This is a genomic window from Hoeflea sp., assembly GCF_039975035.1.
In the GTDB taxonomy this organism is placed as follows: domain Bacteria; phylum Pseudomonadota; class Alphaproteobacteria; order Rhizobiales; family Rhizobiaceae; genus Hoeflea.
On sequence record NZ_JBDWHW010000127.1, the window covers coordinates 1 to 26,926 of the forward strand.

A 26,926-nucleotide genomic window follows, 5' to 3' on the forward strand; every position below is an offset into this window, starting at 1 on the left:
GCCGGATCGCTCCGGCGGCCTTTGTCTTTTCAATAATGCCCCCCAACCTGGAACCTATCGGGGTTTCAGACGTTGGTCCGGAGAAATCAAGAAGGAGAATTATCATGGCTACAGCGAGCAAGACTTCGTCTTCCAACACCAAGGACAATATGATGATCGACGATATCGCCGAGCGTACCGCGCGGATCCGTGAAGAACTGACCGCACTCGGAGAAGCCCTTGCCGGTGCTGGCGCAATCAAGGCCGGAGTGGCCCGCGAGGCCGCGGAAAACCGGGTCGACGAAGTGCTTCGCAGTGGCGAGAAGCTCATCTCCGAGATGTCCGGCCAGATTACGCGTGCGGAAAAGCAGGTGAGCACGACAGTGCGTGAAAACCCGCTGCAGTCGCTTGGTGTTGCAGTCGCCGCAGGCTTTCTCGCCGCATTTTTGATGCGCAGGTAATCGGGATCATGTTCTCGCCCATGATGACAATCGCCTCTGCCTATACCGCAGGCAAGACACGACAGATCAAGCGCGACCTGCTGGTGATCGCATTTATCGGCTTGATGGCCGTGCTGGTCAGTATGCTGCTTCTCGCCGCCTTCGCCGCCTTCGTAGCCGAAACCCATGGCCCGGTAACGGGGCTTCTGGCGGCAGCGGCTCTGGCCCTGGTTCTGGGGTTGCTGGCGATCGCGGTGAGGGCGTTGTTGCGCAGGAGAGCCTTGCAGCGTCAACGGCTGGCAACGTCCAGCGCAGCGTCCGCTCTGGCAGTCTCAACCGCGTCGAACATGATCGCGCAGAACAAGACAATGGCCTTGGCTGCAGGCGTGGCGATCGGGGTGATAGCAGGATTGCTTGTCCGCCCTGGTCGCGACTGATCCGTATTGCAATCCAGAAAGGAATTTGAAAGATGCCCAAACCAATAGAACCCACTTCAGTGCGTCAGGGCCGGTTAGGCAGACAGATTCTTGTTATCCTGGTCGCAAGCCTGTTGCTCGCATTGATCTCCGGGTGGGTGCTTTGGGGCCTGTTTTTCAATGCAGGCGAGGAGGACGCGGCCTTGTCTGCCGGCTATTCCGTCTCCTCCGTTGAAGACGGGATCGGTCAACCCCGCCGCCTCACCCTTACAGGCTGATCTGGTCGCCTGATCATTGATCACGCCGTACCGCTCTCCCCCACAGGAAAGGATTTACCCATGGGTAAAGCAACAATCGCAAGTCTCTCTCCCAAGACCTCGAAGGACAGTATCCACACCGGGCTGGAAGCCAGCTACCGCAAGGATATTGCCAACGACCTTTCGGCGATCCTGGCTGCAACCTACCGTTTGACGATCAAGAGCCATGTCTATCACTGGAATGTCGTCGGCCCGATTTTCAAGCCGATTCACGATTTGACCGAAGAGCACTACAACGCGCTGTTTGGAGCAACCGACATCATCGCGGAGCGGATCCGCGCATTGGGTCACCTGGCACCTGTCAGCCTCGACATGACCAAATCCTTCGCACCCGCCAAATCGGATGTGGATCAGTCATCGGCGCACGACATGGTCGAGGATCTCATTTCGGCCCACGAAGAGGCTGTCAGGGACATGCGCGCCGCCGCGGCAAAGGCTGGAGACAATGATGACATGGTCACGGAAGACATGCTGACCGCGCGTCTGACCTTCCATGAAAAGGCGTTGTGGATGCTTCGCGCCATTGTCGCTAACTGACACAGCCATCGCGTTTGACGCGCCATCGCTGGCAGCGTCGAACAAGCACGGATACAAGATATACCGGCGCCGCTTGTGAACCAGACAGGCGGCGCCGAAACATTTCCAGCATCGACACCGTCACCCCATCAGCCCGCCGGTTGGGCCGACTACATCGCAAATCAGCCTCACCGTGGTTGCTGCAACACGCTGCTATTCGAACACACTGCGTGGAAAATAGAACGACACCACCCAATTGGGGGCAACGACCACTTCGCTGATGCGCAAATCGCCGCACACGGAACACAGCATGTAGGCGTCTTCCGGCGTGAGTCCTCGCCATTGCGCAAGGTGCTCGACCATGCCGGATACCGCATCATATGCAGCCGCCATCAGATCGTTCCCGATCCCGGTCGTCACCTCGTAACCGGCCGCATCGAGATGGCGCGTTACCGGACCGGGTGTGGAAACCGTGGAAACCGCGGCGCCGCGCCCTTGACCAGATCCAGCTTCACCACGATGTCCATCGCGCTTTCGATCGCCGTGCCGCAAACTTCGCCGTCACCTTGCGCGGCATGAGTATCGCCAACCGAAAACAGCACGCCGGCAACCTCGACCGGCAGATACAATTCGGTTCCCGCGGCAAGATCGCGGATATCCATGTTACCGCCGGTGCGCCGCGGCGGAATGATATCGTGAGGCCCGGGCTTGGCCGGGGCAACGCCGATGGTTCCGGCGAAAGGTTTTAGTGGCACTCGCGCCTTGTCACTGAAGACCGCAGGTGTCGTGGCTGTCCTGTCATATTCCCAAAGCTGCAAGTGCGGATCAGTGAACTGGTCGGCCAGAAGTCCGAAACCTGGAATGATCGCGGTCCAGCCGAAACCGGACGGGATAAACTCCCCGATCGTCACTTTCAGGGCATCGCCCGGCTCGGCACCATCCACGAAGACCGGGCCAGTCACCAGATTGACCCTGGCCGGATCCATCCGGGCGATATCAGCCGCAGTGCTCGAGGCTGTGTAATGCCCGTCAGCTGCATCGCGGCAGTTGAGCCGGATCGTCTCGCCTGGCGCTACATGTGCGGCGGGAGAGATCGAATTGTCCCAGCCGCAATGGCAGTGATCGCCATGAATCGTGCGCCAGGGTTTCGCTTTATGCGTCATGATCTTGCAAACGAACGGTCACGCATGGCGGCCCGTTCCAGCATGTATTTGGCGGCTTCGGTCATGTGCTCGCGCATGATTTCGCGCGCCCGCTCCGCGTCACCAGCCCTGATCGCACGCAGCAGGCGGACCTGGTAATGGAGGCCGGTCTCGCGCAATTGAGGATTGGGAAGCTGATAGATCTCGCGGCACACGGTCAAATCCTGCAGCAGGCTCAACAGGAAGACCGCGACAAAACCGAGTACGCGGTTGGAGCTGTTGCGGGCAAGTTCGGCATGAAAATCCAGCTCTGCAAGACGCTGGCGGTATTCCTCCTCACCGGACGCCGGTTCCGCCTCATAGAGCCGGACCGTATTCTGCAGCGCTTCGAAAGCTTCAGGCGACAATGGTCCACTGGCGGCGGCGGCGGCGAGCTCGGGCTCGATGAGCATGCGCATGGCATAGATGTCGGCGATCGTCGGAGGGGTGAACAGGAACAGGTTATCGAGCATGCGCAGGGCGTTTTCCGGTGCAATCGCTGCGACAAACGCGCCTCCCCCCGGCCCGGTCTTGGTGGTGACCAGCCCCTGGAACTCTAAAAGCTTCAGCGCCTCGCGCAACGTCCCGCGCGACACCTTGAGCGCGTCCGGATCAAGCCAGCTCGCCGGAACACGATCGCCGGGAGAAAGTCCCGCCTCCATGATCCTGTCGCGGATCGCATCCGCGGTGATGTCCGGCCGTTTGCGCTTCCTTGCTGCCTGTGGCACCACGGACGCAGTTTCCGGCCTGTCCGAAACATCCGACATTGTGTTTATCGCCCCTCATGTGGATGGAAGCACGCCGCGCGATGGTCTTGCTCGCCCGTCATGATTTCGAGCCGCGGCAGCCTGGCATTACACATATCAGTGCCACGAGGGCAACGGGCGTAAAATGCGCATCCGGGCGGAGGATTATAGGGATCGGGAAGTTCGGTGTCGGCATCCTCGGAAACGAGGGACCGGCGTCCGGGCGCCGGTGCCGACTGCAGCAGCAAATGTGTGTAGGGATGGCGCGGCGAGCCGAACACGGACCGCGCGGGGCCGACCTCGACAATCCTGCCGAAATACATCACCGCTACACGGTCGCTGACGCTTTCGACCACGGAGAGATCATGGCTGATGAAGACATAGGTCAGTCCAAACCGGTCCTTCAACCCGTCGAGAATATTGAGAACCTGCGCCTGCACCGAGACATCGAGCGCGGAAACCGGTTCGTCCAGCACGATCAGCTTCGGATCGGCGGCAAGCGCCCGGGCAATGCCGATGCGCTGGGCCTGACCGCCGGAAAATTCGTGCGGATAGCGATCCAGAAACTCCGGCGCGAGATTGACTGCTTCCATCAATTCGGAAAGCCGCGTCTGGCGTGCCTGCCTGTCGAGACCGAGCAAATGGATCAGCGGCGCTTCAAGGATGGTGCGGATGGTTTTTCGCGGGTTCAGCGAAGCGACCGGATCCTGGAAGACGTACTGGACGTCACGCGACAGCCGGCGCAGATCCTTGCCGGCTTCCGCCACCAGATCGCGTCCATCAAAAACGATGCGCCCGGCGGTCGGGGCGTCGAGACCGACGATCATGCGCGCGAGCGTCGACTTGCCGCAACCGGATTCACCCACGACACCGAGCGTTTCGCCGCGCCGGACTTCGATGCTGACATCCTGGACTGCGTGGACGGCCGGTTTGGGCCGGCCAAACAGAGTACGGCCACCGCCGAACACCCGGCCGGCTTTTTCGATCGAGAGCAATGGCGTTTCAGACATCCATTGCCTCCCCGATGAGCGGGTGAATGCAGCGTACCGCGCGGCCCGGGCCGAGTTCGGAGAGCGCGATCGGTGCGGCACGGCAATCGTCCTGCGCGCGCGGACAGCGCGCGGCAAACGCGCAACCCAAAGGCAGATCGTTGACCACCGGCGGACGGCCCTCAATCGCGTCGAGCCGGCGTTCTGGCTGGCCGAGCACGGGAACGCAGTCGATCAGCTTGGCGGTGTAGGGGTGCGCCGGCGATTCCAGGATCTCTGCGGTCGTGCCGGTCTCGACAAATTGTCCCGCATACATCACCGCGACGCGATCACAGATCGCCGAGACGACACCGAAATCATGAGTGATGAACAGGATGCCGACGTCATGTTCCCTGCGCAGCGCGTCGAGCAGCGCCAGCACCTGCGCCTGCACCGTGACGTCAAGCGCGGTGGTTGGTTCGTCGGCGATGATGATCTTCGCATCGTCGGCGAGCGCCATGGCGATGCAGACGCGCTGGCGCATTCCGCCCGACAATTCGTGCGGATAGGATTTCAGCCGCTCGGCGGGATTGGGAATGCGCACCAGCTTGAGAAGTTCTTCAGCCTTTTCGGTGGCCTGGCTTTTCGAGAACGAATGATGCGACTGGATCGCCTCAATCAGCTGATCTCCGACCGTGAACAACGGGTGAAGCGTGGACAGCGGATCCTGAAAGACGTGGCTGACGGCGGAGCCGCGCAATTGCCGGACCCGCTCGTCGGAAACCGAGAAGAGATCTTCGCCGTCAAGCAACGCCACACCACCGGTAATGCGGCCCGGAGGGGTCGGCACAAGGCCCATGATCGACATGGCGGCGACAGATTTGCCGGACCCGGATTCACCGACAATGCCAAGGCACTCGCCGCGGTCTACCCGCATGTCGACGCCGCCCACCGCCCTGAACACCTCGCGGCCCAAATGGAACTCGGTCTTCAGCCCGCGAACATCGAGCACAGCATCGGGCGATGGCGCGACATTGCCGGGGGCGAGTTCACGCAGGGCAGCGGTGCGCGCCACGGGGCGGGTCAGCGCACCGGATTTCAGCCGGGGATCAAGCACATCGCGCACGCCATCGCCGAGCAGGTTGATGCTCATCACCAGCGCGAAGATCATCAGGCCGGGAATGATCGAGACATGCGGCGCGGTGAACAGGATCTTGCGGCCATCGCCGAGCATCGAGCCCAGATCGGCCTGTGGCGGCTGCGCCCCCAGCCCCAGGAACGAAAGGCCCGCGGTTTCGAGAATCATCCACCCGACCGTGGTCGACATGGTGATGATGATCACCGGAAGAACATTGGGCAGCACCTCTATGAACAGGATCTGCGCGTGGGACTTGCCCGACAGACGCGCCGCATCGACGAATTCCCTGCGAGACAACCCCAGCGCGATGCCTCGGATGTTGCGGGCGAAAAACGGAATGTTGACAACAGCAATGGCGTAGAGCGCATTGAGCAGGCCCGGCCCGAGCACCGCGACGATGGCGAGCGCCAGCAGGATATAGGGGAAAGCCATGACCATATCGATGCCGCGCATCAGCAGCGTGTCGACCCGTCCGCCGGCATAGCCCGCGACCAGACCGATCAGCGAACCGAAGAAGGCTGCAATCAGCGTTGCCGAGATGCCGACCGCCAGACTGACACGGCTGCCCCAGATCAGGCGCGAGAGGATGTCCCGGCCGAGCGCGTCGGTGCCAAGCAGGTGACCTTCTGTCAGCGGCCGGAACAACCGGTTCGCGGGCGCGGTCACATCGGGGTCAGGCAGCGGCAGCAACGGGGCGGCAATCGCTGTCAGCACGATCAGCACAAAAACCACCAGACCTGCTGTCGCCAGCCTGTTGTTGAGCAGCAGCCGCAGGCTGTCAGGCCGCCCGGACGTCGTTTTTGCCGGACGCACCGGATTGCCGGGTGCCGTGTTAGCCTCCCCCATCAACGCAACCTCGGATCAAGCACGGTCTGCACCACATCGGCGGCAAGGTTGAACAGAACATAGGCAGCCGCGACCACCAGCACCCCGCCCTGGACGAGCAGCAGATCGCGGGTGGAAATCGCCTTGACCAGCATCGAGCCGATGCCCGGCCACTGGAACACGGTCTCGATATAGACCGCGCCGCCGAGCACGAAGCCCGCCTGGATGCCGATGACCGGAATGATTGTGACCAGCGCCGCCTTAAAGGCATGGCGGTAGATGACCCGGTTCTCGGTCACGCCTTTGGCACGCGCGGTGCGGATGTAATCCTGGCGCAGAACCTCGAGCATGGCCGTGCGCGTCAGCCGCGCGATCACGCCGGTGGCAACCACAGCCAGCGTCAGCGCCGGCAGGAACAGATGATGCAACAGATCGAGCGGACCGCCGCCGCCATAGATGGCATACATGCCCGATGCCGGAAACCAGCGCAGATCGACCGCGAAGAACAAAATCAGCAGCAGTCCAAGCCAGAAGGAAGGAACCGAGATCCCGATCAGCACCACCAGCGTGATGGTCTTGTCGACCCACGAAAACTGGCGCACCGCCGAGATGATGCCGGCGATCAGGCCCAGCACCGAACACAAGAGGAGCGACGTGCCGGCAAGGGTCAAGGTTGCCGAAAACCGCTCCAGAACCTCATCCAGGACCGGCCGGTTGAGGGTGTAGGAGCGGCCGAAATCACCTTGGAACAGGTTGGTCAGCCAGATCAGGTATTGCTGGAAAAGCGGCTTGTCGAGACCGAGATCGCGATTGAGCCTGTCGACGTTCTCCGGCGTCGCATAGGAGCCGAGGATGGCTGTTGCCGGATCGCCGGGGATCATCGCCATGATCAGGAAGACAATGATCGTCAACCCGAACAGAACGGGGATCGCGGCCAGAAGACGTTTTGCGATATAGGCCGACAAGGCGGTCTCCGAAGCGGGCTGCGAGGGGCCGCGTGCTACCCGCACGAGCGGCCCCTTGCGATTGTTTGCATTATTGCGGTTTGACGACGTCCTGAAGCATCAGGAAGAACGAGGGCTGGAGCTTGAAGTTCTCCACGCCCGCCTTGGTGACGGCGTTCTGTTTCCAGTTGGCGACAAATACCCAAGGGGCGTCGTCCTGCACGATCGACTGCATTTCGCGATAGAGCTTCGCGCGCTCGTCCTGATCGGTGGAGCGGCGAGCCGCTTCGAGCAATTCGTCGACCTTCGGATTGGAGTAATAGCCCGAATTGAAGCCACCCTTGTCGGGCCAGGCTTCAGTGCGCAACGCCAAGAACGGCAGCGTGTCCGGATCATTGGTCATCCACGCCATTTCAGCCATGTCGGCCTTGCCCTCGAGGCCAGGATTGACCTTGCCGAGGAAGGTGTTCCACTCGTAAGTCTCGATCTTGACGTCCATGCCGACGGCTTCCAGATCGGCCTGGATGGCGGTGCCCATGGCGATGGGGTCAAGCATTCCGGAGCCGCCTTCGGTGACGTAGAAGGTGACTTCCTCACCATCGTATCCGGCGTCCTTGAGAAGCTGTTTGGCTTTTTCGGGATCGTAGGGATAGGGCTCGAGTGTCTCGTCATAGGCCCAGGCAAAGGCCGGCGGCGTCGGTCCTGCGGCCACTTCAGCGGTGCCTTGCAGGATATTGTCGACCAGCGCGGTCTTGTTGACGGCGTAATTAGCCGCCTGGCGGATTTCCTTGCTGGCGAACGGACCTTCCTTGGCATTGAGGATCAGGAACCAGACGTGCGGCCCGGCCTGCTCAAAGACCTTGAAAGAGGCATCGGTGCGAAACTGCTGCAAGCTGTCCGGCGGCACCTCGACCATGATGTCGAGCCCGCCCGACAGCATCTCGGCGATGCGGGTGTTGGCATCGGTGATCGGCCGGTAGATGACCGCTTCGAGTTCCGGTGCACCGTCCCAGTAGTCATCGTTTCGGGTAACCACTACCTTGGCGTTGGCCTCCCATTCGGCGAATTTGTAGGCGCCGGTGCCTGACGGGTTGCGGCCGAACTCCGCGCCGTTTGCTTCGACGCTCTTTGGTGAAACGATCAGACCTGTCGGATAGGCGAGATTGGACAGGAAAGGAGCGTAGGGTTCCTTGAGCTTGAACTCGACGGTCAGGTCATCAACTGCCGTGACCGTGTCAACGGAGGAGAAGAAAAATGCCAGCGGGAAAGGTCCGGTATCATGGAAGGGATGTTTTTCATCCAGCATGCGTTCGAAATTGAACTTGATCGCTTCGGCATTGAGCGCCGAGCCGTCATGAAAGCTGACGCCGTCGCGCAGCTTGAACGTATAGACCGTGCCGTCGTCGGAGATCGTCCAGCTTTCGGCGAGCGCCGGCTCGACTTCCAGGGTGCCGTCCTTGTAGCGCACCAGCCCGTCATAGATGTTCATCAGGATGCGGAAGTCGTTGACCGCGGTCACTGCGTGGGGGTCAAGCGACTTCGGCTCCGCAATCTGTCCTACGACAAGAATATTGGGGGGCGTTTGGGTAAAGGCAGGCGAAGCGAATGCGAGCGACAACACAGTCGCGACCGCAGCCAGAAATCTCTTCATGGCAATCTCCATCGTTGCTGATGGGATTCAATTAATTCTGAAAAATTGGTTCAATGCAAGTATTTATTATGATAAATTTTTGTGCATCCTGAAACGACATCTCCCGACCATGAATACAAAGAACAGATCGACATCATGAATCACACAGCTCCCGTCATCGACATCAATCGTCTGCGTCGCCTGCTCGATGGTGTAAACGCATTCGGATTCAATGCTGTAACCGGTGGCTTCAACCGGATCGGCTATTCCGGCGCAGACATGGCGGTGCGCGACTGGTTTGCCGCGCAAATGGGCAATGACGGATTGGCTGTCAGCCGCGACGCGGTCAACAATCTGTTCGGACGCTATGGTCCATCGGACGGTCCGTGCGTGATGGCGGGCTCGCATCTGGACACCGTGCCGGAGGGCGGCGCCTTCGATGGATCGCTCGGGACCTGTATAGCGCTGGAATGCGTGCGCGCGATGCGTGACGCGGGCATCAAACCGCAAACAGCCATCGTCGTGGCGGCGACAGCAGAGGAGGAAGGACGCTTTGGCGGCATGCTTGGCTCGCAAACCATTGCCGGCGCGGTGACACCGGAGTGGATCGAGCAGGCGTCGGACAGTGACGGCATGCGGCTGGTCGACGCCATGGCTACACAGGGTCTCGACGCCCGTCGCGCACCGGAGGCGGCGTGGAAGGACGGTTCGATCCGCGCATTTCTCGAACTGCATATCGAGCAGGGGCCGGTGCTGGAACGATCGGGCATACCGGTCGGTATCGTCGAGGCAATATCGGGCGTGTGCAATATCCAGGTCCGCTACGAGGGCACGGCCAACCATTCGGGGACAACGCCGATGGACATGCGCGCCGACGCCTTTGCCGGGCTGGCGGCTTTCGCGGGCACGATTGCGCCAACCCTCAAGCAGCACGGTTCCGGACAAAGCCGCATCACCATCGGCAAGGTGGAACTGTCACCCAACTTCGCCCATACTATCCCGGGGGCTGCGGAATTCCTGATCAATCTCCGCGACACATCCGAGACCATCATGCGGCAACTTCGCGCCGAGTGCCTGCGAAACATCGAAGCCGCCGCTGCGGCTCACGGGTTGCGCTGGACTGTAACGGAAAAGAGCTGGCTGGCGCCGGTCTCCCTGGACGACGGCATCCGCGACGTGCTGAAAGCCGAGGCAGACAGGCTGGGGTTTCAGTCGATCATCATGCCATCGGGCGCCGGACACGATGCGCAGACAATGCAATCGTGCTGCCCGGCGGGGCTTGTGTTCATTCCCAGCCGCAACGGTATCAGTCATGCCCCCGAGGAATGGAGCGACTGGGCGGACATTGAAAAGGGCGCGCAGCTGATGCTGAACACGCTGATGCGCCTTTCGAACGCTTGACCTTGCGCATGAAAACTACTCGCCGAGCTCCTCGTCGGCAACCACCGGGGTCAAGTCCTGCTCGGCTTCCCCGGCGGGCTGCCGGGTGAAGCCGGTGACGTCCGAGGTCTCCTTGAAATCGCGCTTGATCACCACCGGACTGACGGCGTAGGCGGTGATCAACTCTGCCAGCGAGCGCAGCGCATGGGTGTGAATGCGCTCGTAGCCGTGCGAGGCATCCACACCGAAAGTGATCAGCGCCGTGCGCACGTCAGCACCCGCCTCGATGGCGCTTGCGGAATCCGAGCGGTAGTAGCGGAAGATGTCCTTCTGGTAGCGGATCTCGTTGTCCTTGCACAGCTTCACCAGTTTTCTGGCGAGATGGTAGTCGAACGGACCGGTCTGATCGGCCATTGCGATGGTGACGCCAAATTCGTCGGAGTTCTGGCCCGGCGCCGTTGTGCCGTTGTCGACCGCGATCATCGAGGCGATGTTGTGGCTGATGATCGAAGACGCACCAACGCCCACTTCCTCGGCAATGGTGAACAGGAAATGGATGTCGACCGGCGTTTCTGCGGCCTGGTCCTGCATTGCCTTCAGCGCCGCCAGCATCACCGCGACGCCGGCCTTGTTGTCGAGGTGGCGCGATACGATGAATCCGTTTTCCAGGAATTCCGGCTGCGGATCGACGGCGATGATATCACCGATCTCGATACCAAGCCGCATGATGTCGTCCTTGTTGCGCGCAAGCGCGTCGATGCGCAATTCCACATGCGGCCAGCCGACAGGCGCCGTATCGACCTCGTCATTGAAGGTATGACCCGACGCCTTGAGCGGCAATATGGTGCCGCTATAGGTGCCGTTCTCGGCGAATACGGTTACCCGGGCGCCCTCGGCGAACCTGGCCGACCAGTGGCCGATCGGCACCAGTTCGAGGCGGCCGTTGTCCTTGAGCTGCTTGACCTGCGCACCCAACGTATCGAGATGGGAGACGATGGCCCTCGCTCCTGCTTCGCACTTGCCCCGGCGGATTGCACGGATCGCGCCGCGCCGCGTCAGTTCCACCTCCAGGCCTTGACGCTCCAGTTCTTCGGTGACGAAGCGAACGACAGTATCTGTGTAGCCGGTGGGACTTGGTATCTTCAGCAGCTTCTCCAGAATGGAAAGCAGGTATTCGTGATCAATTGCCAAGCGTGACACTAGCCACCTCCGTCTCGTTCTTTTTGCATTGTCTGGCGCGCTGCCGCAGGCATCGATAACGGAAAAAGCAGATCGATGAAACGTTCCGCAGTGGGTTGCGGTTCATGATTGGCGAGGCCTGGCCGCTCGTTGGCCTCGATAAACGCATAATCCGGTTGGCGCGGCGACTTTACCATCAGGTCAATGCCGGTAACCGGAATGTCGATCGCACGCGCGGCTGCGATTGCCGCTTTCACCAGCGTCGGATCGACAATATCGGTGACATCGTGGATCGTGCCGCCGGTGTGCAGATTGGCCGTCTTGCGGACGGCAATCTCGACCTCAGCGGGAAGAATACCGTCCAGACCGTAACCTGCCTCGCGCAAAGTGCGTTCGGTCTCGGCATCAAGCGGAATGCGCGATTCCCCGCCGGTCGCCGACGCCCGGCGTCTACTCTGCGCCTCGATCAGCTGCCGCACAGTTCGCTCCCCATCGCCGACGATGGATGGCGGACGCCTTATCGCGGCGGCGACAACACGGTAATTGATGACCACCAGCCGCAAGTCCTCGCCCTGGATATAATCCTCCAGCAGCACCATCTCCGACACAGCCTTGGCCGCTGCAATCGCCGCCTTCACCTCATCCGGCTCGGACACAGCGACCGAGATCCCCCGGCCCTGCTCTCCCCGCGCCGGCTTGACCACGACCCGGCCGCACTGCTTGACGAATTCCGCGATCTCGGACGGGCTCGCATCACCATCGAGTTGCGCCGGCACACGGACCCCGGCGGCTGACACGAGACGCCTCGTGATCGCCTTGTCATCGCATATCGACAGGGCCACGGCGGATGTCAGTTCCGACAGGCTCTCGCGGCAAAGCACCGTTCGTCCGCCCTGGGTCAGACGAAAATAGCCGGCTTCGGCATCGACAGCCTCGACGCGAATGCCGCGCCGCCGGGCTTCCTTGACGATGATTGCGGCATAGGGATTGAAGGCAGCGTCGGTCTCGGGCCCGGTATAGAGCACCTCGTTGATCGGATTCTTGCGCTTGACCGAGAAAAACGAAACGCGCTGGAAGCCCAGTTTTTCATAAAGCGCGATCGCCTGCTCATTGTGATGCAGAACAGACAGATCGAGAAAAGCGGCGCGCCGGGGCGTGAAGTACTCGGCCAGGCGCCGCACCAGCGCTTCGCCGATTCCGGGATGCCGGGCGACAGGATCGACGGCAAGGCACCACAGCGATGCCCCCTGCTCCGGGTCATTGAATGCGCGCATGTGATCAACGCCGGTCACGGTTCCCAGAATTTCGCCGGTCTGTTCATCCTCGGCGACAAAATAGATGATCGAGCGCGCATCGCGTTTCGACCAGAAGAACTCCGGCGGAACCGGAATCATCGCCCGCGCCGCATAGATGCGGTTGATCGCGTCGGCATCCGATTGCGATGTCAGGCGGCGGATGAAAAAGCCTTTCGGCGACTTGCGCGAAGCGCGGTATCGCGACAGGTCAAGCCTGAAGGTGTGCGAGGGATCGAGAAACAGTTCCTGCGGGGCATTGGCCAGAAGGACATGCGGATCACGCACATAGACCGCGATGTCACGCCGGTCAGGCTGTTCGCCGCTCAGGGCCGAAATCATCGATTCCGGATTGTCGAATGTCTGTGCGAAGACGAGACGACCCCAACCGCAATCGAGTGTGAATTCCGGCGTCATCCGCGCCGTTTCCTCGCCATGCGGAGCGATCGGAGGCTTGAGACCCTGCTCGCGCATGCGTTTGAGCCGATGCGCATAGGCTTCGCGCCCCTGGCGCTCGCGCGAACTGCTCGCGCTGCGGGCGCCGTCCTTGTCCTTGTCCGCCATTCCGGTCTTACACTCCGTGTGTCTGCAGCCACATTTCCAGAAGTGCGACCTGCCACAACTCCGATCCGCGCAGCGGCGTAATGTGGCTTGCCGGATCGGTGAAAAGCGTTTCCAGATAATCCTGCTTGAACAGACCCCGTTCGCGCGCTGCGGTGGATCCCAGCGCATCCTTGACCATGTCGAGATACTCACCCTGGATGTATTTGAGCTGCGGTACGGGGAAGTAACCCTTCTTCCGGTCGATCACTTCGTGCGGCACGACCAGTCTTGCCGCGTCCTTGAGCACGCCCTTGCCATTGTCGTTGAGCTTGAATTCCGGCGGAATTGTCGCGGCAAGCTCGACCAGTTCATGATCGAGAAAAGGCACTCGCGCCTCAAGCCCCCAGGCCATCGTCATGTTGTCGACGCGCTTGACCGGATCATCAACCAGCATGACATGCGAATCCAGCCGTAGCGCACGATCAACCGGTGTGGCCGCGCCACCGCCGAGCAGATGGTCGCTGACCAGGGACCGGCTGACATCGCTGTCGGCGATCCACTGGTCGCCGAGTTGCGCCTTCAGCGTCGCATGTGTGCGGTCGAAGAACACCTTGGCATAGTCGCCGACGACATCGCTGGAATTGGCCAGCGGCGGATACCAGTGATAGCCGCCGAACACCTCATCGGCGCCCTGCCCGGACTGGACAACCTTGATATGTTTGGAGACTTCCCTGCTGAGCAGGAAGAAGCCGATATTGTCATAGGATACCATCGGTTCCGACATGGCGGCGATCGTGTCAGGCAGATGGCTGATCAGATCTGCTGACGGCACGAAGATCTTGTGATGGTCGGTGTCGAAGGTTTTCGCGATCAGGTCGGAATAGATAAACTCGTCGCCCTTTTCGCCATTGGCTTCCTCAAAGCCGATGGAAAACGTCATCAGGTCCTTCTGGCCTTCCTCGGCCAGGAGCCCGACGATCAGGCTGGAATCGACGCCGCCGGACAACAACACACCGACCGGAACATCGGCGACCATGCGCCGGCGCACGGCGAGACGCAGCGCGTCGTGCACCCGGTCGCGCCAATCGTTTCGGGTCAGTCCCGCGTCTTCGCCGCGCCGCTGATAGGCGGGCTGCCAATAGACCCGGTCGGTCGTTGCGCCATCGGGCGCGATGCGCCGGGTGGTGGCCGGCGGCAGTTTGCGCACCCCCTTGAGCATGGTGCGCGGCGGCGGCACCACGGCATGAAAACTCATGTAGTTGTGCAGCGCTTCACGGTCGATTTCGGTATCGATGCCGCCTGCCTTGAGCAAAGCCGGCAGGAACGAAGCAAAGCGGATGCGCTTGTCATCCTGGGCATAATAGAGCGGCTTGATGCCGAAGGGGTCACGCGCCAGCACGACATCGCCGCTGTCGTGGTCGTAAATAGCGAAGGCAAACATGCCGTGGAAGCGCTCGACGCAGGCCTCGCCCCACTTGTGCCAGGCCTTGAGGACCACTTCGGTGTCGCCATGCGAGAAGAAGCTGTAACCGTCAGCGATCAGCTCGGCGCGCAGTTCCGGATAATTGTAGATGCAGCCGTTGAAGACGACGGTCAGCCCGAGTGCGGGATCCGCCATCGGCTGGGCCGCCTTGTCCGACAGGTCGATGATCTTCAGCCGCCTGTGGCCGAAAGCAACCCGTCCCCGGGCGACAATGCCGCTGCCGTCCGGCCCGCGCGGCGCCATGGCTTCAGTCATGCGCGCGACGGCTGCGCTATCGGCAAATGCGCCGTCGACACGGATTTCCCCGGCAATTCCACACATATCGCTTTTCGTCCCCGATTATTTGTTTCGTGCAGACGGGGCAAGCTCGACGCTCGCCCTGCACAGACAGCAGTCGCAGCCTGGCGACGCTATGGTTGATGGTGACTACCTAGTAATCCAGGCGTCAGAAATCAAATTATCGGGGGAAATTCGGGTAATGTCGACGCTGATATCAGGCTGCTTTCCGCTCGTGGGTCACCGAGCCGCAAGGCGGATTTTGTTTCGCCCGACGGCCTCCTGGCGGACGCAGCCGGGCGAGAATCAGGTCATGCTCAGCTGGCTCAGAGAGCAGCGACGCAGATGATTTCGACCTTGTAATCAGGCGTCGCCAGCTTTGATTCACCCGCGGCCCGTGTCGGTGCATTGCCCGGCGACACCCAAGCGTCCCAGACAGCATTCATCTCGGCGAAATCATCCATGGAAGCCATCCAGATCGTGGCCTGCAGGATTTTTGTCTTGTCAGACCCTGCAGCGGCCAGCAGCCGTTCGATCTTGGCGAGAATTTCCTGGGTCTGCACCGTGACGCTGGCGCCGGCGGTGCCGACCTGGCCTGCCAGATAGACGAGACCACCATGGACGACGGCCTGGCTCATGCGCGGTCCGGTTTCGATACGTTTGATGTCACTCATGTGTTTTGTCCTTGTTGTAAATTCAATGCCGCCCGTCCGGGGCTGAGCGCTTCTATTACGCTCTGACCCAACGAGGCTAGACGTCCCAGACACAAATCCGCAGCCAGTTGCGACAAGGCCGGCGCAGTCTGCATGCCATAGCCGCCCTGTCCCGCGAGCCAGAAAAAGCCCTCGGCATCCGGTGCGAAACCAACGACAGGCGTCCTGTCAGGTGCAAAGGTGCGCATGCCTGCCCAGCAATGCTCGACCCTGGTGACCGGAGTGGTCACCGCCTGCTCATAGCGATGAAGACCTTCCGCGATCACCATGTCGTCAGCCCATACGTCATGCGGGTCGACCGGATCCTCGTCAGCAGGTGATATCATCAGCTTGCCGGCTTCCGGCTTGGCGTACCATTGATCGCCCGCACTGGCGAACAATGGCCAGCGGTTGACGTCATGGCCGGCGGGTGCCGGAATCAACGCAGCCGACCGGCGCAATGGCTGCAGACCCAGGGTGCGGACACCGGCCATCCGCGCCACAGCATCGGCCCAGCCGCCGGCGGCATTGATCAGCACCGGCGCGGTAAAATCCCCGTTCGGCGTCGAGACCGTCCAAACTCCGTCGCGGCGGACAATGGACTGCACCGGCGTGCCGGTGACGATCTGGCCACCGTGACCACGAAACTTGCGGGCAAATCCCTGCAGCATGCGGTCGACATCAATATCCTGGGCATCCCATTCAATCGCCGCGGCGGCGATGGCGCCCTGCCGCAGGATCGGCACCAGTTCCAGTGCCTGCTGTGATGACAGTCGCTCCAGCCCTTCGCTGCCATCGAGATAGGCGTCAAATTGGGAAAGATCTTCATCCGTCGCCACCAGCATTTCACCGCGCGGCGAGAGCAGACTGGTGTCGGAGATCTCATCCGGGCTGGCCAGGAACGGCGCCGATGCAGCATTGAGCATCCGCAATGTGGCATTGCCGTAATTGCGAATGAAAATCGCAGCCGAACGACCGGATGAATGATGCCCGATCACCGGTTCGGCTTCGAGCACTGTGACCTTCGCCTCAGGCGACAACCGGGCGGCGGCGCTGATGCCGGCAATACCGCCGCCAATCACCAGAATATCTTTATCTGTGTTCATCCCGCCTGATATCCATTGAGAAAGCTGGTCAGATTGTCGCCCAGATCAGCAGAGAGATAGCCACCTTCCTGCACGATGATTGTCGGCAGGTCCAGCCCTGCAATCGCCGCAGCAATCTGGCCAAAGCCCGGCGTCGTCACCTTGAAGCCGTGGAACGGATCGTTCTCATGGGCGTCAAGCCCCAGCGCCAGCACCAGCACATCGGCGCCGAAGGAGCGTATCCGTTTGAGCGCGATATCCAGGGCAGCCAGATAATCACCATCCCCGGTTCCGCGCGGCAGCGGCAGGTTGAGATTGTATCCGATTCCTTCGCCCTCCCCCCTTTCCGCGGCATGTCCCCAGAAGAACGGGTAGAACCGCGCCGGATCGGCATGGATCGACACAGTCAGCACGTCGCGGCGATGATAGAAAATTCCTTGCGTGCCGTTGCCATGATGCACATCGACGTCGAGAATGACCGGACGACGGCCAGCTCGCAGCAGTGCCTGGCCGGCGATCGCCGAATTGTTGAGAAAGCAGAAGCCGCCGGCCAGATCGCCAAACGCATGGTGACCCGGCGGGCGGCACAAGGCATAAGCGGCAGGTTCTCCCGCGAGCACGGTACCGGCAGCACTGAGCGCCGTTTGCGCGGACCAATAGGCCGATTGCCAGGTGCCGGCGGCGATCGGGCAGGATGTGTCGGCCTGGTGGAAGCCCGCCTGGCCGGCTGCCGAACTCGGATAGCTGGCGGTGCGCCGGTCCGGATGGATGTTCGGGATCACTTCATCGGAAGCCCCCTCGGTGCGCATCCAGCGCTCATGAATGGTTTCAAGAAAAGCCAGATATTCAGGGGAATGGATTTCGGCGATAGGGCCGAGCCCTTGGTCGGTCGGCGCACTGAAATCACACCCGGCGGCACGAGCACCGCGGCTCAGCTCCTCGATCCGTTTCGGCTGTTCCGGATTGGCGGACAGCCGTCCATTGGACATGAAGTGTTTCGGATCATGCGCCCGCTGGCGCGCGTCGAAGATCGCCCTCATGCTTGTTCTCCCAGTGCATCATATGCCGTGCCCGCCAGCGTCATGTATTGGGTCTCTGAGTAGTGAACGAAACCAAGTCGCTCATAGAATGCCAGTGCTTTTGGATTGTCATGGTAGACATTGAGACGGATGAAACCTGCATCCCACGCCTCCATCCCGGCCTCGCGAACGGCAGCCAGAAGCCGTTGTCCGAGCCGCTGGCCGCGGGTCTGTTCCGCCACCCACAGGTCCGAAACATAAATGCCGACAGATCCAGATACCGTGGAGAAGAACGGCGAATAGGCGGCAACACCGACAATGCTTCCGTCCGCAGCTTCCGCCAGCAACGCCTGGAACACCGGTGCAGGTCCAAAGCAGAAACGGACAATGTCTGCATCGCTGGCCCGGTGTTCGTCCCCCATGTCGGCGGACAATTGCCCCAGCGCCCGGTTCAGATCAGCCGCGTCGTCAGGCTTTGCCTGCCTGATGGTGATGTCATTCATGGTCAAAATCCCACCTTGTCCTTGCCCTTCAAGCCCAGCATCATCCGCGCCTCATCGGGTGTTGCCACCACGCGACTTTCGGCTTCCACGATCTGTCGCACCATGTCCACCTGCTCGGCATTGGACCTCGCGAGCTCGCCGCTCGCAATATATAGATTGTCCTCAAGCCCGACACGAACATGACCGCCCATTGATGCACAGAGCCGGGCCATTGGCATTTGCAGACGGCCAGCGGCAAGCACCGAAAACATGTAGTCGTCGCCAAACAGTCTGTCGGCGGTTTGCTTGAGATAGGCCAGATGTTCCGGCTCGGCGGCGACACCGCCCAGTACACCCATGACGAACTGGATGAAGATCGGCCCCGTGATCAGGTCGCGTCCGACAAAATGATCCAGCATTTGCAGATGGCTCAGATCATAGCATTCGAACTCGAAGCGGGCTCCGCGATCCCGTCCCATCAACCGAAGGATGCTTTCAATGTCCCGGGGCGTGTTCTTGAAGACCATGTCGTCGGATTGGCGAAGAAACGGTTCTTCCCAGTCATAGAGCCATTCGGTGCGTTTGCCGAGCATCGGGTAGAGTGCGAAATTCATCGTGCCCATGTTGAGTGAACACATCTCCGGTTCGGCAGCGACAGGCCCGGCGAGCCGCTCTTGCATGCTCATCACCGCACTGCCGCCGGTGGTGAGATTGACCACTGCATCGGTGCCCGCCCTTATCGCCGGCAGGAACGCCATATAGTGTTCGACCAGGGCCGAGGGCCGCCCGTTCGCCGGATGGCGCGCATGCAGGTGCAGGATCGCCGCCCCCGCCTTCGCGGCGCCGATAGCCTGGTTTGCGATGGCTTCGGCAGTCACCGGAAGATAGGGCGACATGGACGGCGTATGGATAGAGCCGGTGACGGCGCAGGTAATGATGATCTTCGACATGCGTTCCCCGGTCAGACTGTGTCGACGGCAAGGCCGACCGAGGCCGCGAACTTGTCGAGTGCGATGGTGAGCATGTCGATGATTTCATCAACCTGGCCTTCGGTCACGATCATGGGCGGACAAATGAGAAAATGGTCGCCTTCAACACCGCCGCGGGTCCGGCGCGAATAGATGATCAGACCTTCGGCATAGGCACGTTCCACCAGCTCGGTATAAGCGTTGAGCACCTTGGGCAGCGGCTGCATGGTCTTCCGGTCGGACATCAGCTCGAAGGCCAGCAACAGGCCTTCGCCACGCACGTCACCAATGAAGGAGAACCGCTGCATCAGGTTTTCGAGCCGCGCCTTGAGCAAGGCGCCCACACGGGCGGCATTCTGGATCAAACCGGCGGTTTCGATCTCCTCCAGCACTGCCAGGCCCGCAGCACAGGCGAGCGGATTGCCGGCATAGGTATGGCCATGCAGAAAGCCGCCGGCATCGAGCACCGGATCGATCAGCCGGTCATGGGCGATCATGGCACCAAGTGGCGCATAACCGGCGCCGAAACCCTTGGAAATGGCAATGATGTCCGGCTCCACGCCAAAATGTTCCGCGCCCATGAACTTGCCGGTGCGCCCGCCACCTGACATCACTTCGTCATGGATCAGCAACACGCCGTAACGGTCACATATCTGGCGCACCGCCTGCATGTAGCCCGCCGGCGGCATCAGCGCCCCGGTAGATGCGCCGCCGATCGGCTCCTGGATGAAGGCCAGAACGGTGTCCGGGCCCTCATGAATGATTTTTGCCTCGAGCATCGTCGCGTAATGGGCGCCGGTCGCCGGATCATCGATATCGAGACCATCGAGATAGGCGCGTGGCGCCGGGATTTTCGGCATCGCCTGCATCATCGGCAGGAACGGATCGGAGAGCGGTGTGTACCCCGTCAGCGCCAGCGCGCCGAGGGTGGAGCCGTGGTAGCTGGGATTGCGCGAGATCACCTTCCAGCGTGATCCGTGCCCCACCGTGACCGCATATTGCCGCGCCAGCTTGATGGCACTTTCCACCGCTTCCGAGCCGCCGGAAACGAAGAAGACCTTTTCCATCCCATCCGGCGAAAGCGAGGCCAGCTTGGCGGCAAGCTTCTCGCTTGATTCAGTTTCGAAATGCAGCCGGTAGCCGAAGGTCGACTTTTCCATCTGCCGCCGCATCGCGTCCAGCACCCGGGGATTGGAATGGCCTATGTTGGAAACCATGGCTCCCGACGAGCCGTCGAGATAGCGCTTGCCGTCGACATCCCACATGTAGACACCGCGCGCTTCCGACAGCACCGGTCGCCGGTCGCGCGTCTGGTAAAACAGGTGGCTTTCGGGTTTCACGGACGGATCTCCACCGGCAAAGCGGCGCAGTCTTTTGCCCGGAACCGCAATGCCACCTTCGCTCCAGCGGCAAAAGGATGATCCTTGATCATGTTGATGGCCTGCATCTGATGATCGCCCGCACGCACGAAATAGCGCGCCGACTGGCCTTGATAATCGACGTTCTCGACAATCGCTTCGACCGTCAAAAGATCCTCCGCCGGAGAGGCTTCGGCTTTCAGGTGCAGTTTTTCGGCACGGATGACCAGCCGGACGGGCCCCGGTCCTGAAACCCTTGGGCCCCGGTCTTTCGGAATTGCGATTCGGGGGAAACCCGGCAGTTCCAGGATGATGCCATCACCGGATATGCCGGTGCATTGTGCCGTCAGCAAATTGGAAGCGCCAAGAAACTGGGCAACGAACTCGCTCGCCGGAGTGTTGTAGACCTCTTCCGGCGTGCCGACCTGCTCCACCCGGCCTTCCGACATGACGATGATCTGGTCGGACATGGCCAGCGCCTCGGTCTGGTCATGGGTGACGAAGACCGTGGTCACCCCGATGCTTTGCTGGATGCGCTTGAGCTCGACCCGCATGTCCTCGCGCAGATTGGCGTCCAACGCCGACAGCGGTTCGTCAAGCAGCAGCACATCCGGCTCGATGACAATGGCGCGCGCCAGCGCGATGCGTTGTTGCTGGCCGCCGGAAAGTTCCTTCGGATAGCGCGCTCCGAGATCGGGCAATTGCACCAGTTCCAGCGCCTCGGCCACCTTGCGTCTGGCGTCTTCCTTGCCGACATTGCGGTAGTTGAGACCGAAGGCGACGTTTTCGGCAACGGTCTTGTGCGGAAACAGCGCATAGTTCTGAAACACCAGCCCGAGATTGCGCTTGTGGATCGGCACATCATTGACCCGCTTGCCCTTGATAGCGATGTCGCCTTCACTGGGATCAAGCAGGCCCGCGATCATGCGCAATGTCGTGGTCTTGCCGCAGCCTGACGGTCCGAGCAAGGTGACAAAACTGCCTTCGGCGATATCCAGAGACATCTGGTGCACGGCGGTGTAGTCGCCAAAACGCTTGACGATATTGCTCAGGGAAACTGCGCTCACGGCATTATGCCTCCGGTTGCGAAAAAAACGGCCCCGTCGTGGCGACGGGGCCGGATGTTGGCTTAGTAGCCGCGCTGTACGCGACCGAATTCCTTGGACCAGTCAGCCTCGTTGCCGTTCCAGTAGGCCGGATTGGCAAACGTCAGGCCCGAAAGCGTGCCGGTCGCATCGAATGCCGGAAGCTTCGGAATTTTGGCACCAAGATCGACCTTGGTCGGGTCGAGTGCAGGCGGATAGCTCTGGCCTTCGGCCACCGCGATCGAGGTATCCTTGTCGAGCATGAAGTTGAGCAGCTCTTCGCAGGCTGCCATCGGGCTGCCCCTGAGCACGAACAGGCACTCCTGCCAGCCGAAACCGTTCGGCGGATCGTAATAGCCGATATCGTGGCCCTGCTCCTGCAGCGCGTAGATACGGCCGGACCAGCCTTCGGTGACATGGATTTCCTCCTCGGCCAGAAGGCTCATCAGTTCGGCCCCGGACGCCCAGTATTTGAGCGCCAGATCGCGGTGCTTGCGCACGGCATCCCAGGCTGCATCGAGATCCTGGATGTCGTTCGGGTTCTGGCCGGTCTGCAGGGCCGCATACCACATGCGGGTGCGCCAATCGCTCCAGCCGCCGATCTTGCCCTTGTACTTCTCGTCGATGAGGATCTTGGCGCCCTTTTCCTTCATCTCGTCATCACTGATGTGCTTGCGATTGTAGGCAAGCCCGGTGGTGCCATAGTCGTAGGGCGCAGCGCTGAGGCTGTCCGGCGTTATCGACTTGAAGGCGTTCATCAGCGCCGGCATGACATTGGCCATGTTCGGAATGTTGGCGACGTTGAGTTCGCTGGTCAGATCGAAACTGGCGTAGCGGGCATAGTCGAACACACCGGAAAGGTGAGCAATGTTGTATTCGCCGGGCTGGCTGGCGCGCACTAGGGCGAGATATTCGTCACCGCCTGGGAAGGTGCCGTCAACGACCTTGACTCCGGTCTTTGCGGTGTAGGGATCGAAGGCGTGCTTGCGGAACGCTTCCGAGACCACGCCGCCCCAGCCGTCAAAACGGACCTGGGTGACATCGCCGGCGGCAAGCGCCTGCCTGGCGAATGGCATCTGCAGACCATAGGCGGCGCCTGCGGCGCCAAGAAGGCCGAAAAAACTGCGCCGGCTGATATCGCCGTTCTGGAACCGCTCGCGCAGCCGTTCATAGCGTTTTGTATCGTCCATTATGTTCTCCATCTCTGGTTCAGGTTTACTTCGGCGGCTTATTCGCCGCTTCTTGTTGCAAGTCTTCGGGCGATCGCCGCTCCGATCAGCGGCAGTCCGACCGTCAGCACGATCATCACCGTGCCAAGAGCATTGATCTCCGGAGAGATTGAGTTGCGCAGCATCGAAAAGATCTGCGTCGGCACGGTTTCAATCCCGCCCGGCTTCCAGAACAGTGTTCCGGTGATGTCATCGAAGCTGATTGTGAAGGCGAACAGGCCGCCCGCAGCCACCGCTGGCATCAGCAGTGGGAGGGTGATCGCGAAAAAGGTCTGCATCGGTGAAGCGCCCAGGCTGAGTGCTGCTTCCTCGACATCTCTCTTGATGCTGACCAGTCGCGCCTGAACCACCAGAATGACAAACGGCAGCGTGAAAATGACGTGGCCCGCAAGGAGCAGCGTGAAGCTCTTGCCGAAATTGAGAAAATTCAGAAACAGCAGCAATGCCACCGCCAGCACGACCTCGGGCACCAGGATCGGCGCGATCAAAAGCGTGGTTATCAGGTTGCGTCCCGGAATCCGGTACCGTACCAGCGCCAGGCTGGCCAGCACTCCAAGCACGGTCGAGATTGCCGCGGTCATCAGACCGAGGACGACCGAGGTCCGGAATGCCCGCATGATGGCGTCATTGTTCCACAGCACCTCGAACCAGTGTGTCGACAGGCCGGTCATCGGGAAGCTGCCGAACTGGTTGGCGTTGAACGACAACAGCACCACCACCGCAATCGGCAGGAACATGAACAGGTAGACCAGAATTGTGTAGGTGCGGATCAGACGCCAGCCCATCAGCCCAACCCCTTCGCCAGTTGCGCCATGCCGAGATAGCGGTTGTAGATGAGAACCAGCACCCCGAGTACGGCAAGCAGCAGCAGCGACAGCGCGGAACCGAGCGGCCAGTTGAGCTGCCTGATGATCGCTTCGTAGACGAGATTGGCGAACATGGCGTCGCGCGGTCCGCCGAGAATGACCGGCGTGATGTAAGTACCTGCTGCGAGAACGAAACAGAGCAGCCCGCCCGCGGCCAGCCCGGGCAGCGACAGCGGCAACGTAACCTGCAGGAATCCCTGCCAGCGCGTGGCTCCCAGCGACGAGGCGGCATCTTCCAGGTTTGTGTCAATCCCGTCGAGGCTGACGAAAATGTTGAGCACCATGAAGGGCAGCAGGAAGTGCACCAGCCCGAGGATCACGGTGGTTTCGTTGTAGAGCATCTGGATCGGTTCATCGATGATGCCTACCCACATCATCGCCGCGTTGAGCGCACCGGACACACCCAGAATATTGATCCAGCTCATCGTGCGAATGATGTAGCTGATCCAGAACGGCAGCATCAAAAGCACCAGCAGGATCGCCTTGTTGCCTTTGGAACGGGCGATGAAATAGGCCGCCGGATAACCGAGAACCGCACAGGCGATGGTGGTCATGGCGGCGATCTTGAGAGTGTTGAGCAGGATGTCGCGATAGAAGCGGTCGCTCAGCGCTTCCGTCCAGTTGTCGAGAAAGAAGCCCGGTGTATCGGCGCCGGCAGCGCTCTTGAGCCAGAACGAGTAGACGACGATGAACACCAGCGGCACGATCAGCAGCAATCCGATCGCCGTCAATGCCGGCGTCAGCAGGATCCACGGCTGCCGCGCCTCGCGTTGTTCGATACTCATGTTCCCAACGCTCCCCGGCGTTTTCTTGTTAGGGACATGATGTTGGGTTGGTCCGTATTGATCAAATAGATAATTGATATTGCAATCATAGATGATATCAATAATGAAATGAGCAGCCTCACCCCGCCCGAACGTCTGGCCCGCGATCTTGACTGGAATCTGTTGCGCACCTTCCTCGTGCTCGCCGATTCCCGCTCTGTGACCGAAGCCGCGGAACGCCTGAGCCTGAAGCAGCCAACCGTTTCAAGCGCGCTCAAACGGCTTGAGGACCGGCTCGGCAAGCGCCTGATCAACCGAAAACCAGGCCGGTATGAACTCACCGCCGCCGGGCGACTGCTCTATGACGAGGCGATAGACATCCACGGCGCCATTCTTCGTCTGGGAACGGTCATCAGGGACGTCGAGGACGAGGTCAGCGGCCATGTCCGCATTGTCATGGCGAGCCACGTCATCAGCCCGTTGTTCGATGCGACCCTGAACAAGTTCCATACCGACCATCCCCGCGCCACGCTGTCGATCGAGGCAATGGCGAGCCGAAGCGCGTTGACCGCCGTTGCGGCGCGCCGGGCATCGCTTGCCATCTGTCTGGTGATGGACCGCAGTCCGCAACTGGAATACCGGCGCCTGTTCCGCGAGTATTTCGGCCTGTTCTGCGGTCCGACCCACCCGCTTTACGGTCGCGAAGGTGTGACGATTGCAGAGCTTGCCGGCCACTCCTCGGTGAGTTTCGTGACCGATCAGATGGACGACGCGTTGCGGCCTGTTGCCGAAATGCGCGCGAAGGCGCAACTCGACGCCCGAATTGTCGGCACTTCGCCCAATCTCGAAGAGGTGCGGCGCATGATCATAGCAGGTCTAGGTATCGGGCCCCTGCCGTTACATGTGGTGCGCGAGGATGTGGAGCGGGGCAGACTCTGGCGGTTGCCGCCCTATGAAACACCGCCGGCCATCGACGTTCATGTGGTCTGGAACCCACACGCCAAGCCAAATCGCGCCGAGATCGCCATGCTCACCGGCTTGACCGAGCTGATCGCGCGCACACCGATGGATCACCGCATCTATAGTTGAGGTTCTTATCCCCAGCCTGCCACCGCCAAATTGCCAAAATCGATCCGCGACTGGCGATACGCCGCACTGTGCTAAACGCAGCAATCAGATGCTGTTCTTCGCCGATGGCAAGGTTTTTTGGACATCCCGACCGGATTGTGGTTGCATCGCCAGAACCTGTGATCGTAGTTAGGGCCATTTGGAAGATCATTCTTCCGGGTGATGGCGTGTCGTTTGCAAGCAGGATAAAGCGAGCCAATCGACAGACCAGACACCTCAACCTCCGGCATATCTATTCAAAGACCGAACACACGACTATTGATGACCAATGTTTGCAGGAAACACGGAAAAATTCGTGCAATTACAAAATATAGGCCGTATCAGGCATCATGATTAAAAGGCAACAACCCGTCATGGCCGAACAGCCTAACCGTGATGCGCACCCATCAATAGCGATCATGTTGGGCACCTATAACGGGGCACGTTTCCTCCCGGAGCAACTGGCCTCAATCGCCAGGCAAACAGTGGGCCGGACAAGCCTTTATGTGTCTGATGACGGCTCATCCGATGAAACCGGCGCCATCATTGATGACTTTGCCGCCAGCGGGTGTTGCCAGCTAATCAGGTTCGAAGTACCCAGGAAGGGCTTTGCCGAAAATTACCGAAGTCTGCTGCACAGAGTTGCCGATACCCACGATGCCTACATGTTCTCTGATCAGGACGACATCTGGTACCCCAGCAAGATCGAGCGCGGCCTAGCACTGCTACGCCGAGCAGGCAGCCCCCAACGGACTGGCCGAAGCGTTCATCATTGGGCGAGACTTTGTGGGAACGGATTCTTGCGCGCTCGTCCTCGGCGACAACATCTTTTACGGCGCGGACCTTCCCAAGATCTGCAGAGACGCGATCAAACAGGAAAGCGGCGCGACGGTCTTTGCCTATTACGTCAAGGATCCCGAACGCTACGGCGTTGTCTCCTTCAACCCCTCAACCGGCCTCGCTACCAACATTGTCGAAAAGCCGGTCAAACCATTGTCCAACTGGGCCGTGACCGGGC

The 26,926-nt window shown here is 60.7% G+C and carries 24 protein-coding genes and 2 pseudogenes; 7 read left to right on the forward strand and 19 right to left on the reverse strand.

Features of this window, described 5'->3' with window-relative positions:
• Positions 1-104: 104 nt before the first annotated feature.
• Genes ABJN75_RS10785 through ABJN75_RS10800 form a run of 4 tightly spaced genes read left to right on the forward strand, consistent with a single transcriptional unit; the run spans position 105 to position 1,689 of the window.
• A complete protein-coding gene (locus tag ABJN75_RS10785) occupies positions 105-440 on the forward strand; it encodes a DUF883 C-terminal domain-containing protein (RefSeq protein ID WP_348439552.1) in 336 nt (111 codons plus the stop codon).
• 8 nt (positions 441-448) lie between these two features.
• Positions 449-856 carry a hypothetical protein gene (locus ABJN75_RS10790; RefSeq protein ID WP_348439554.1) on the forward strand — a complete coding sequence of 136 codons (408 nt, stop codon included), beginning with the start codon at positions 449-451 and terminating at the stop codon, positions 854-856.
• A 32-nt stretch (positions 857-888) separates the two neighbouring features.
• The gene (locus ABJN75_RS10795; RefSeq protein WP_348439556.1) at positions 889-1,113 is read left to right on the forward strand and encodes a hypothetical protein; all 225 of its coding nucleotides are present in this window, start codon (positions 889-891) and stop codon (positions 1,111-1,113) included.
• 60 nt (positions 1,114-1,173) lie between these two features.
• On the forward strand, positions 1,174-1,689 hold the full coding sequence (locus tag ABJN75_RS10800) for a DNA starvation/stationary phase protection protein (RefSeq protein ID WP_348439558.1): 516 nt from the start codon (positions 1,174-1,176) through the stop codon (positions 1,687-1,689).
• Positions 1,690-1,881: 192 nt separating this feature from the next.
• Here the strand turns inward: ABJN75_RS10800 and ABJN75_RS10805 are convergent.
• From ABJN75_RS10805 to ABJN75_RS10830, 6 genes and pseudogenes are all read right to left on the reverse strand, one after another.
• Positions 1,882-2,831 (reverse strand): annotated as a pseudogene (locus ABJN75_RS10805) (acetamidase/formamidase family protein).
• Positions 2,828-3,616, reverse strand: a complete 789-nt coding sequence (locus tag ABJN75_RS10810; protein ID WP_348439560.1) for an FCD domain-containing protein — start codon at positions 3,614-3,616, stop codon at positions 2,828-2,830. The pseudogene ABJN75_RS10805 and the gene ABJN75_RS10810 overlap by 4 nt, the downstream one beginning before the upstream one ends.
• A gap of 5 nt (positions 3,617-3,621) precedes the next feature.
• Positions 3,622-4,605 carry an oligopeptide/dipeptide ABC transporter ATP-binding protein gene (locus ABJN75_RS10815; RefSeq protein ID WP_348439562.1) on the reverse strand — a complete coding sequence of 328 codons (984 nt, stop codon included), beginning with the start codon at positions 4,603-4,605 and terminating at the stop codon, positions 3,622-3,624.
• Entirely contained in the window at positions 4,598-6,547 is a 1,950-nt protein-coding gene (locus ABJN75_RS10820; RefSeq protein ID WP_348439564.1) for a dipeptide/oligopeptide/nickel ABC transporter permease/ATP-binding protein, read from the reverse strand. Before ABJN75_RS10820 ends, ABJN75_RS10815 begins: the two co-directional genes overlap by 8 nt.
• Positions 6,547-7,491: an ABC transporter permease gene (locus tag ABJN75_RS10825; RefSeq protein ID WP_348439566.1), complete on the reverse strand. Its 945-nt coding sequence runs from the start codon at positions 7,489-7,491 to the stop codon at positions 6,547-6,549. The genes ABJN75_RS10820 and ABJN75_RS10825 overlap by 1 nt, the downstream gene beginning before the upstream one ends.
• 70 nt (positions 7,492-7,561) lie before the next feature.
• Positions 7,562-9,121, reverse strand: coding sequence for an ABC transporter substrate-binding protein (locus ABJN75_RS10830; protein ID WP_348439568.1), 1,560 nt, complete (start codon positions 9,119-9,121; stop codon positions 7,562-7,564).
• Positions 9,122-9,256: 135 nt separating this feature from the next.
• On the opposite strand from ABJN75_RS10830, the gene ABJN75_RS10835 reads away from it, so the two are divergent.
• On the forward strand, positions 9,257-10,501 hold the full coding sequence (locus tag ABJN75_RS10835; RefSeq protein WP_348439570.1) for a Zn-dependent hydrolase: 1,245 nt from the start codon (positions 9,257-9,259) through the stop codon (positions 10,499-10,501).
• A 15-nt stretch (positions 10,502-10,516) separates the two neighbouring features.
• Here ABJN75_RS10835 and ABJN75_RS10840 read toward each other — a convergent pair whose 3' ends face one another.
• The 13 genes from ABJN75_RS10840 to ABJN75_RS10900 all read right to left on the reverse strand — a co-directional run bounded on the left by ABJN75_RS10840 (position 10,517) and on the right by ABJN75_RS10900 (position 24,822).
• Positions 10,517-11,680, reverse strand: coding sequence for an osmoprotectant NAGGN system M42 family peptidase (locus ABJN75_RS10840; protein ID WP_348439572.1), 1,164 nt, complete (start codon positions 11,678-11,680; stop codon positions 10,517-10,519).
• Positions 11,680-13,515 (reverse strand): N-acetylglutaminylglutamine synthetase, encoded by a 1,836-nt coding sequence (gene ngg, locus ABJN75_RS10845; RefSeq protein WP_348439574.1) that lies wholly within the window; start codon positions 13,513-13,515, stop codon positions 11,680-11,682. The genes ABJN75_RS10840 and ngg overlap by 1 nt, the downstream gene beginning before the upstream one ends.
• A 7-nt stretch (positions 13,516-13,522) precedes the next feature.
• Positions 13,523-15,298 (reverse strand): N-acetylglutaminylglutamine amidotransferase, encoded by a 1,776-nt coding sequence (locus tag ABJN75_RS10850; RefSeq protein WP_348439576.1) that lies wholly within the window; start codon positions 15,296-15,298, stop codon positions 13,523-13,525.
• Between the two features lie 281 nt (positions 15,299-15,579).
• Positions 15,580-15,927: a RidA family protein gene (locus tag ABJN75_RS10855; protein WP_348439578.1), complete on the reverse strand. Its 348-nt coding sequence runs from the start codon at positions 15,925-15,927 to the stop codon at positions 15,580-15,582.
• Positions 15,924-17,051 (reverse strand): FAD-binding oxidoreductase, encoded by a 1,128-nt coding sequence (locus ABJN75_RS10860; RefSeq protein WP_348439580.1) that lies wholly within the window; start codon positions 17,049-17,051, stop codon positions 15,924-15,926. Before ABJN75_RS10860 ends, ABJN75_RS10855 begins: the two co-directional genes overlap by 4 nt.
• Positions 17,048-18,070 carry a histone deacetylase family protein gene (locus ABJN75_RS10865; protein ID WP_348439582.1) on the reverse strand — a complete coding sequence of 341 codons (1,023 nt, stop codon included), beginning with the start codon at positions 18,068-18,070 and terminating at the stop codon, positions 17,048-17,050. Before ABJN75_RS10865 ends, ABJN75_RS10860 begins: the two co-directional genes overlap by 4 nt.
• The gene (locus ABJN75_RS10870) at positions 18,067-18,552 is read right to left on the reverse strand and encodes an N-acetyltransferase (RefSeq protein ID WP_348439584.1); all 486 of its coding nucleotides are present in this window, start codon (positions 18,550-18,552) and stop codon (positions 18,067-18,069) included. Before ABJN75_RS10870 ends, ABJN75_RS10865 begins: the two co-directional genes overlap by 4 nt.
• A gap of 2 nt (positions 18,553-18,554) precedes the next feature.
• A complete protein-coding gene (locus ABJN75_RS10875; protein WP_348439586.1) occupies positions 18,555-19,481 on the reverse strand; it encodes a 3-keto-5-aminohexanoate cleavage protein in 927 nt (308 codons plus the stop codon).
• Positions 19,482-19,492: 11 nt separating this feature from the next.
• The gene (locus ABJN75_RS10880) at positions 19,493-20,839 is read right to left on the reverse strand and encodes an aspartate aminotransferase family protein (protein ID WP_348439588.1); all 1,347 of its coding nucleotides are present in this window, start codon (positions 20,837-20,839) and stop codon (positions 19,493-19,495) included.
• Positions 20,836-21,924: an ABC transporter ATP-binding protein gene (locus ABJN75_RS10885; protein ID WP_348439590.1), complete on the reverse strand. Its 1,089-nt coding sequence runs from the start codon at positions 21,922-21,924 to the stop codon at positions 20,836-20,838. The genes ABJN75_RS10880 and ABJN75_RS10885 overlap by 4 nt, the downstream gene beginning before the upstream one ends.
• A 62-nt stretch (positions 21,925-21,986) precedes the next feature.
• Positions 21,987-23,132 (reverse strand): extracellular solute-binding protein, encoded by a 1,146-nt coding sequence (locus tag ABJN75_RS10890; protein WP_348439592.1) that lies wholly within the window; start codon positions 23,130-23,132, stop codon positions 21,987-21,989.
• A 38-nt stretch (positions 23,133-23,170) separates the two neighbouring features.
• A complete protein-coding gene (locus tag ABJN75_RS10895) occupies positions 23,171-23,956 on the reverse strand; it encodes an ABC transporter permease (protein WP_348439594.1) in 786 nt (261 codons plus the stop codon).
• Positions 23,956-24,822 (reverse strand): ABC transporter permease, encoded by an 867-nt coding sequence (locus ABJN75_RS10900; RefSeq protein WP_348439596.1) that lies wholly within the window; start codon positions 24,820-24,822, stop codon positions 23,956-23,958. Before ABJN75_RS10900 ends, ABJN75_RS10895 begins: the two co-directional genes overlap by 1 nt.
• Before the next feature lie 108 nt (positions 24,823-24,930).
• On the opposite strand from ABJN75_RS10900, the gene ABJN75_RS10905 reads away from it, so the two are divergent.
• A complete protein-coding gene (locus ABJN75_RS10905) occupies positions 24,931-25,890 on the forward strand; it encodes a LysR family transcriptional regulator (protein WP_348439598.1) in 960 nt (319 codons plus the stop codon).
• A 744-nt stretch (positions 25,891-26,634) separates the two neighbouring features.
• Positions 26,635-26,926 (forward strand): annotated as a pseudogene (locus ABJN75_RS10910) (sugar phosphate nucleotidyltransferase); the annotation flags it as partial.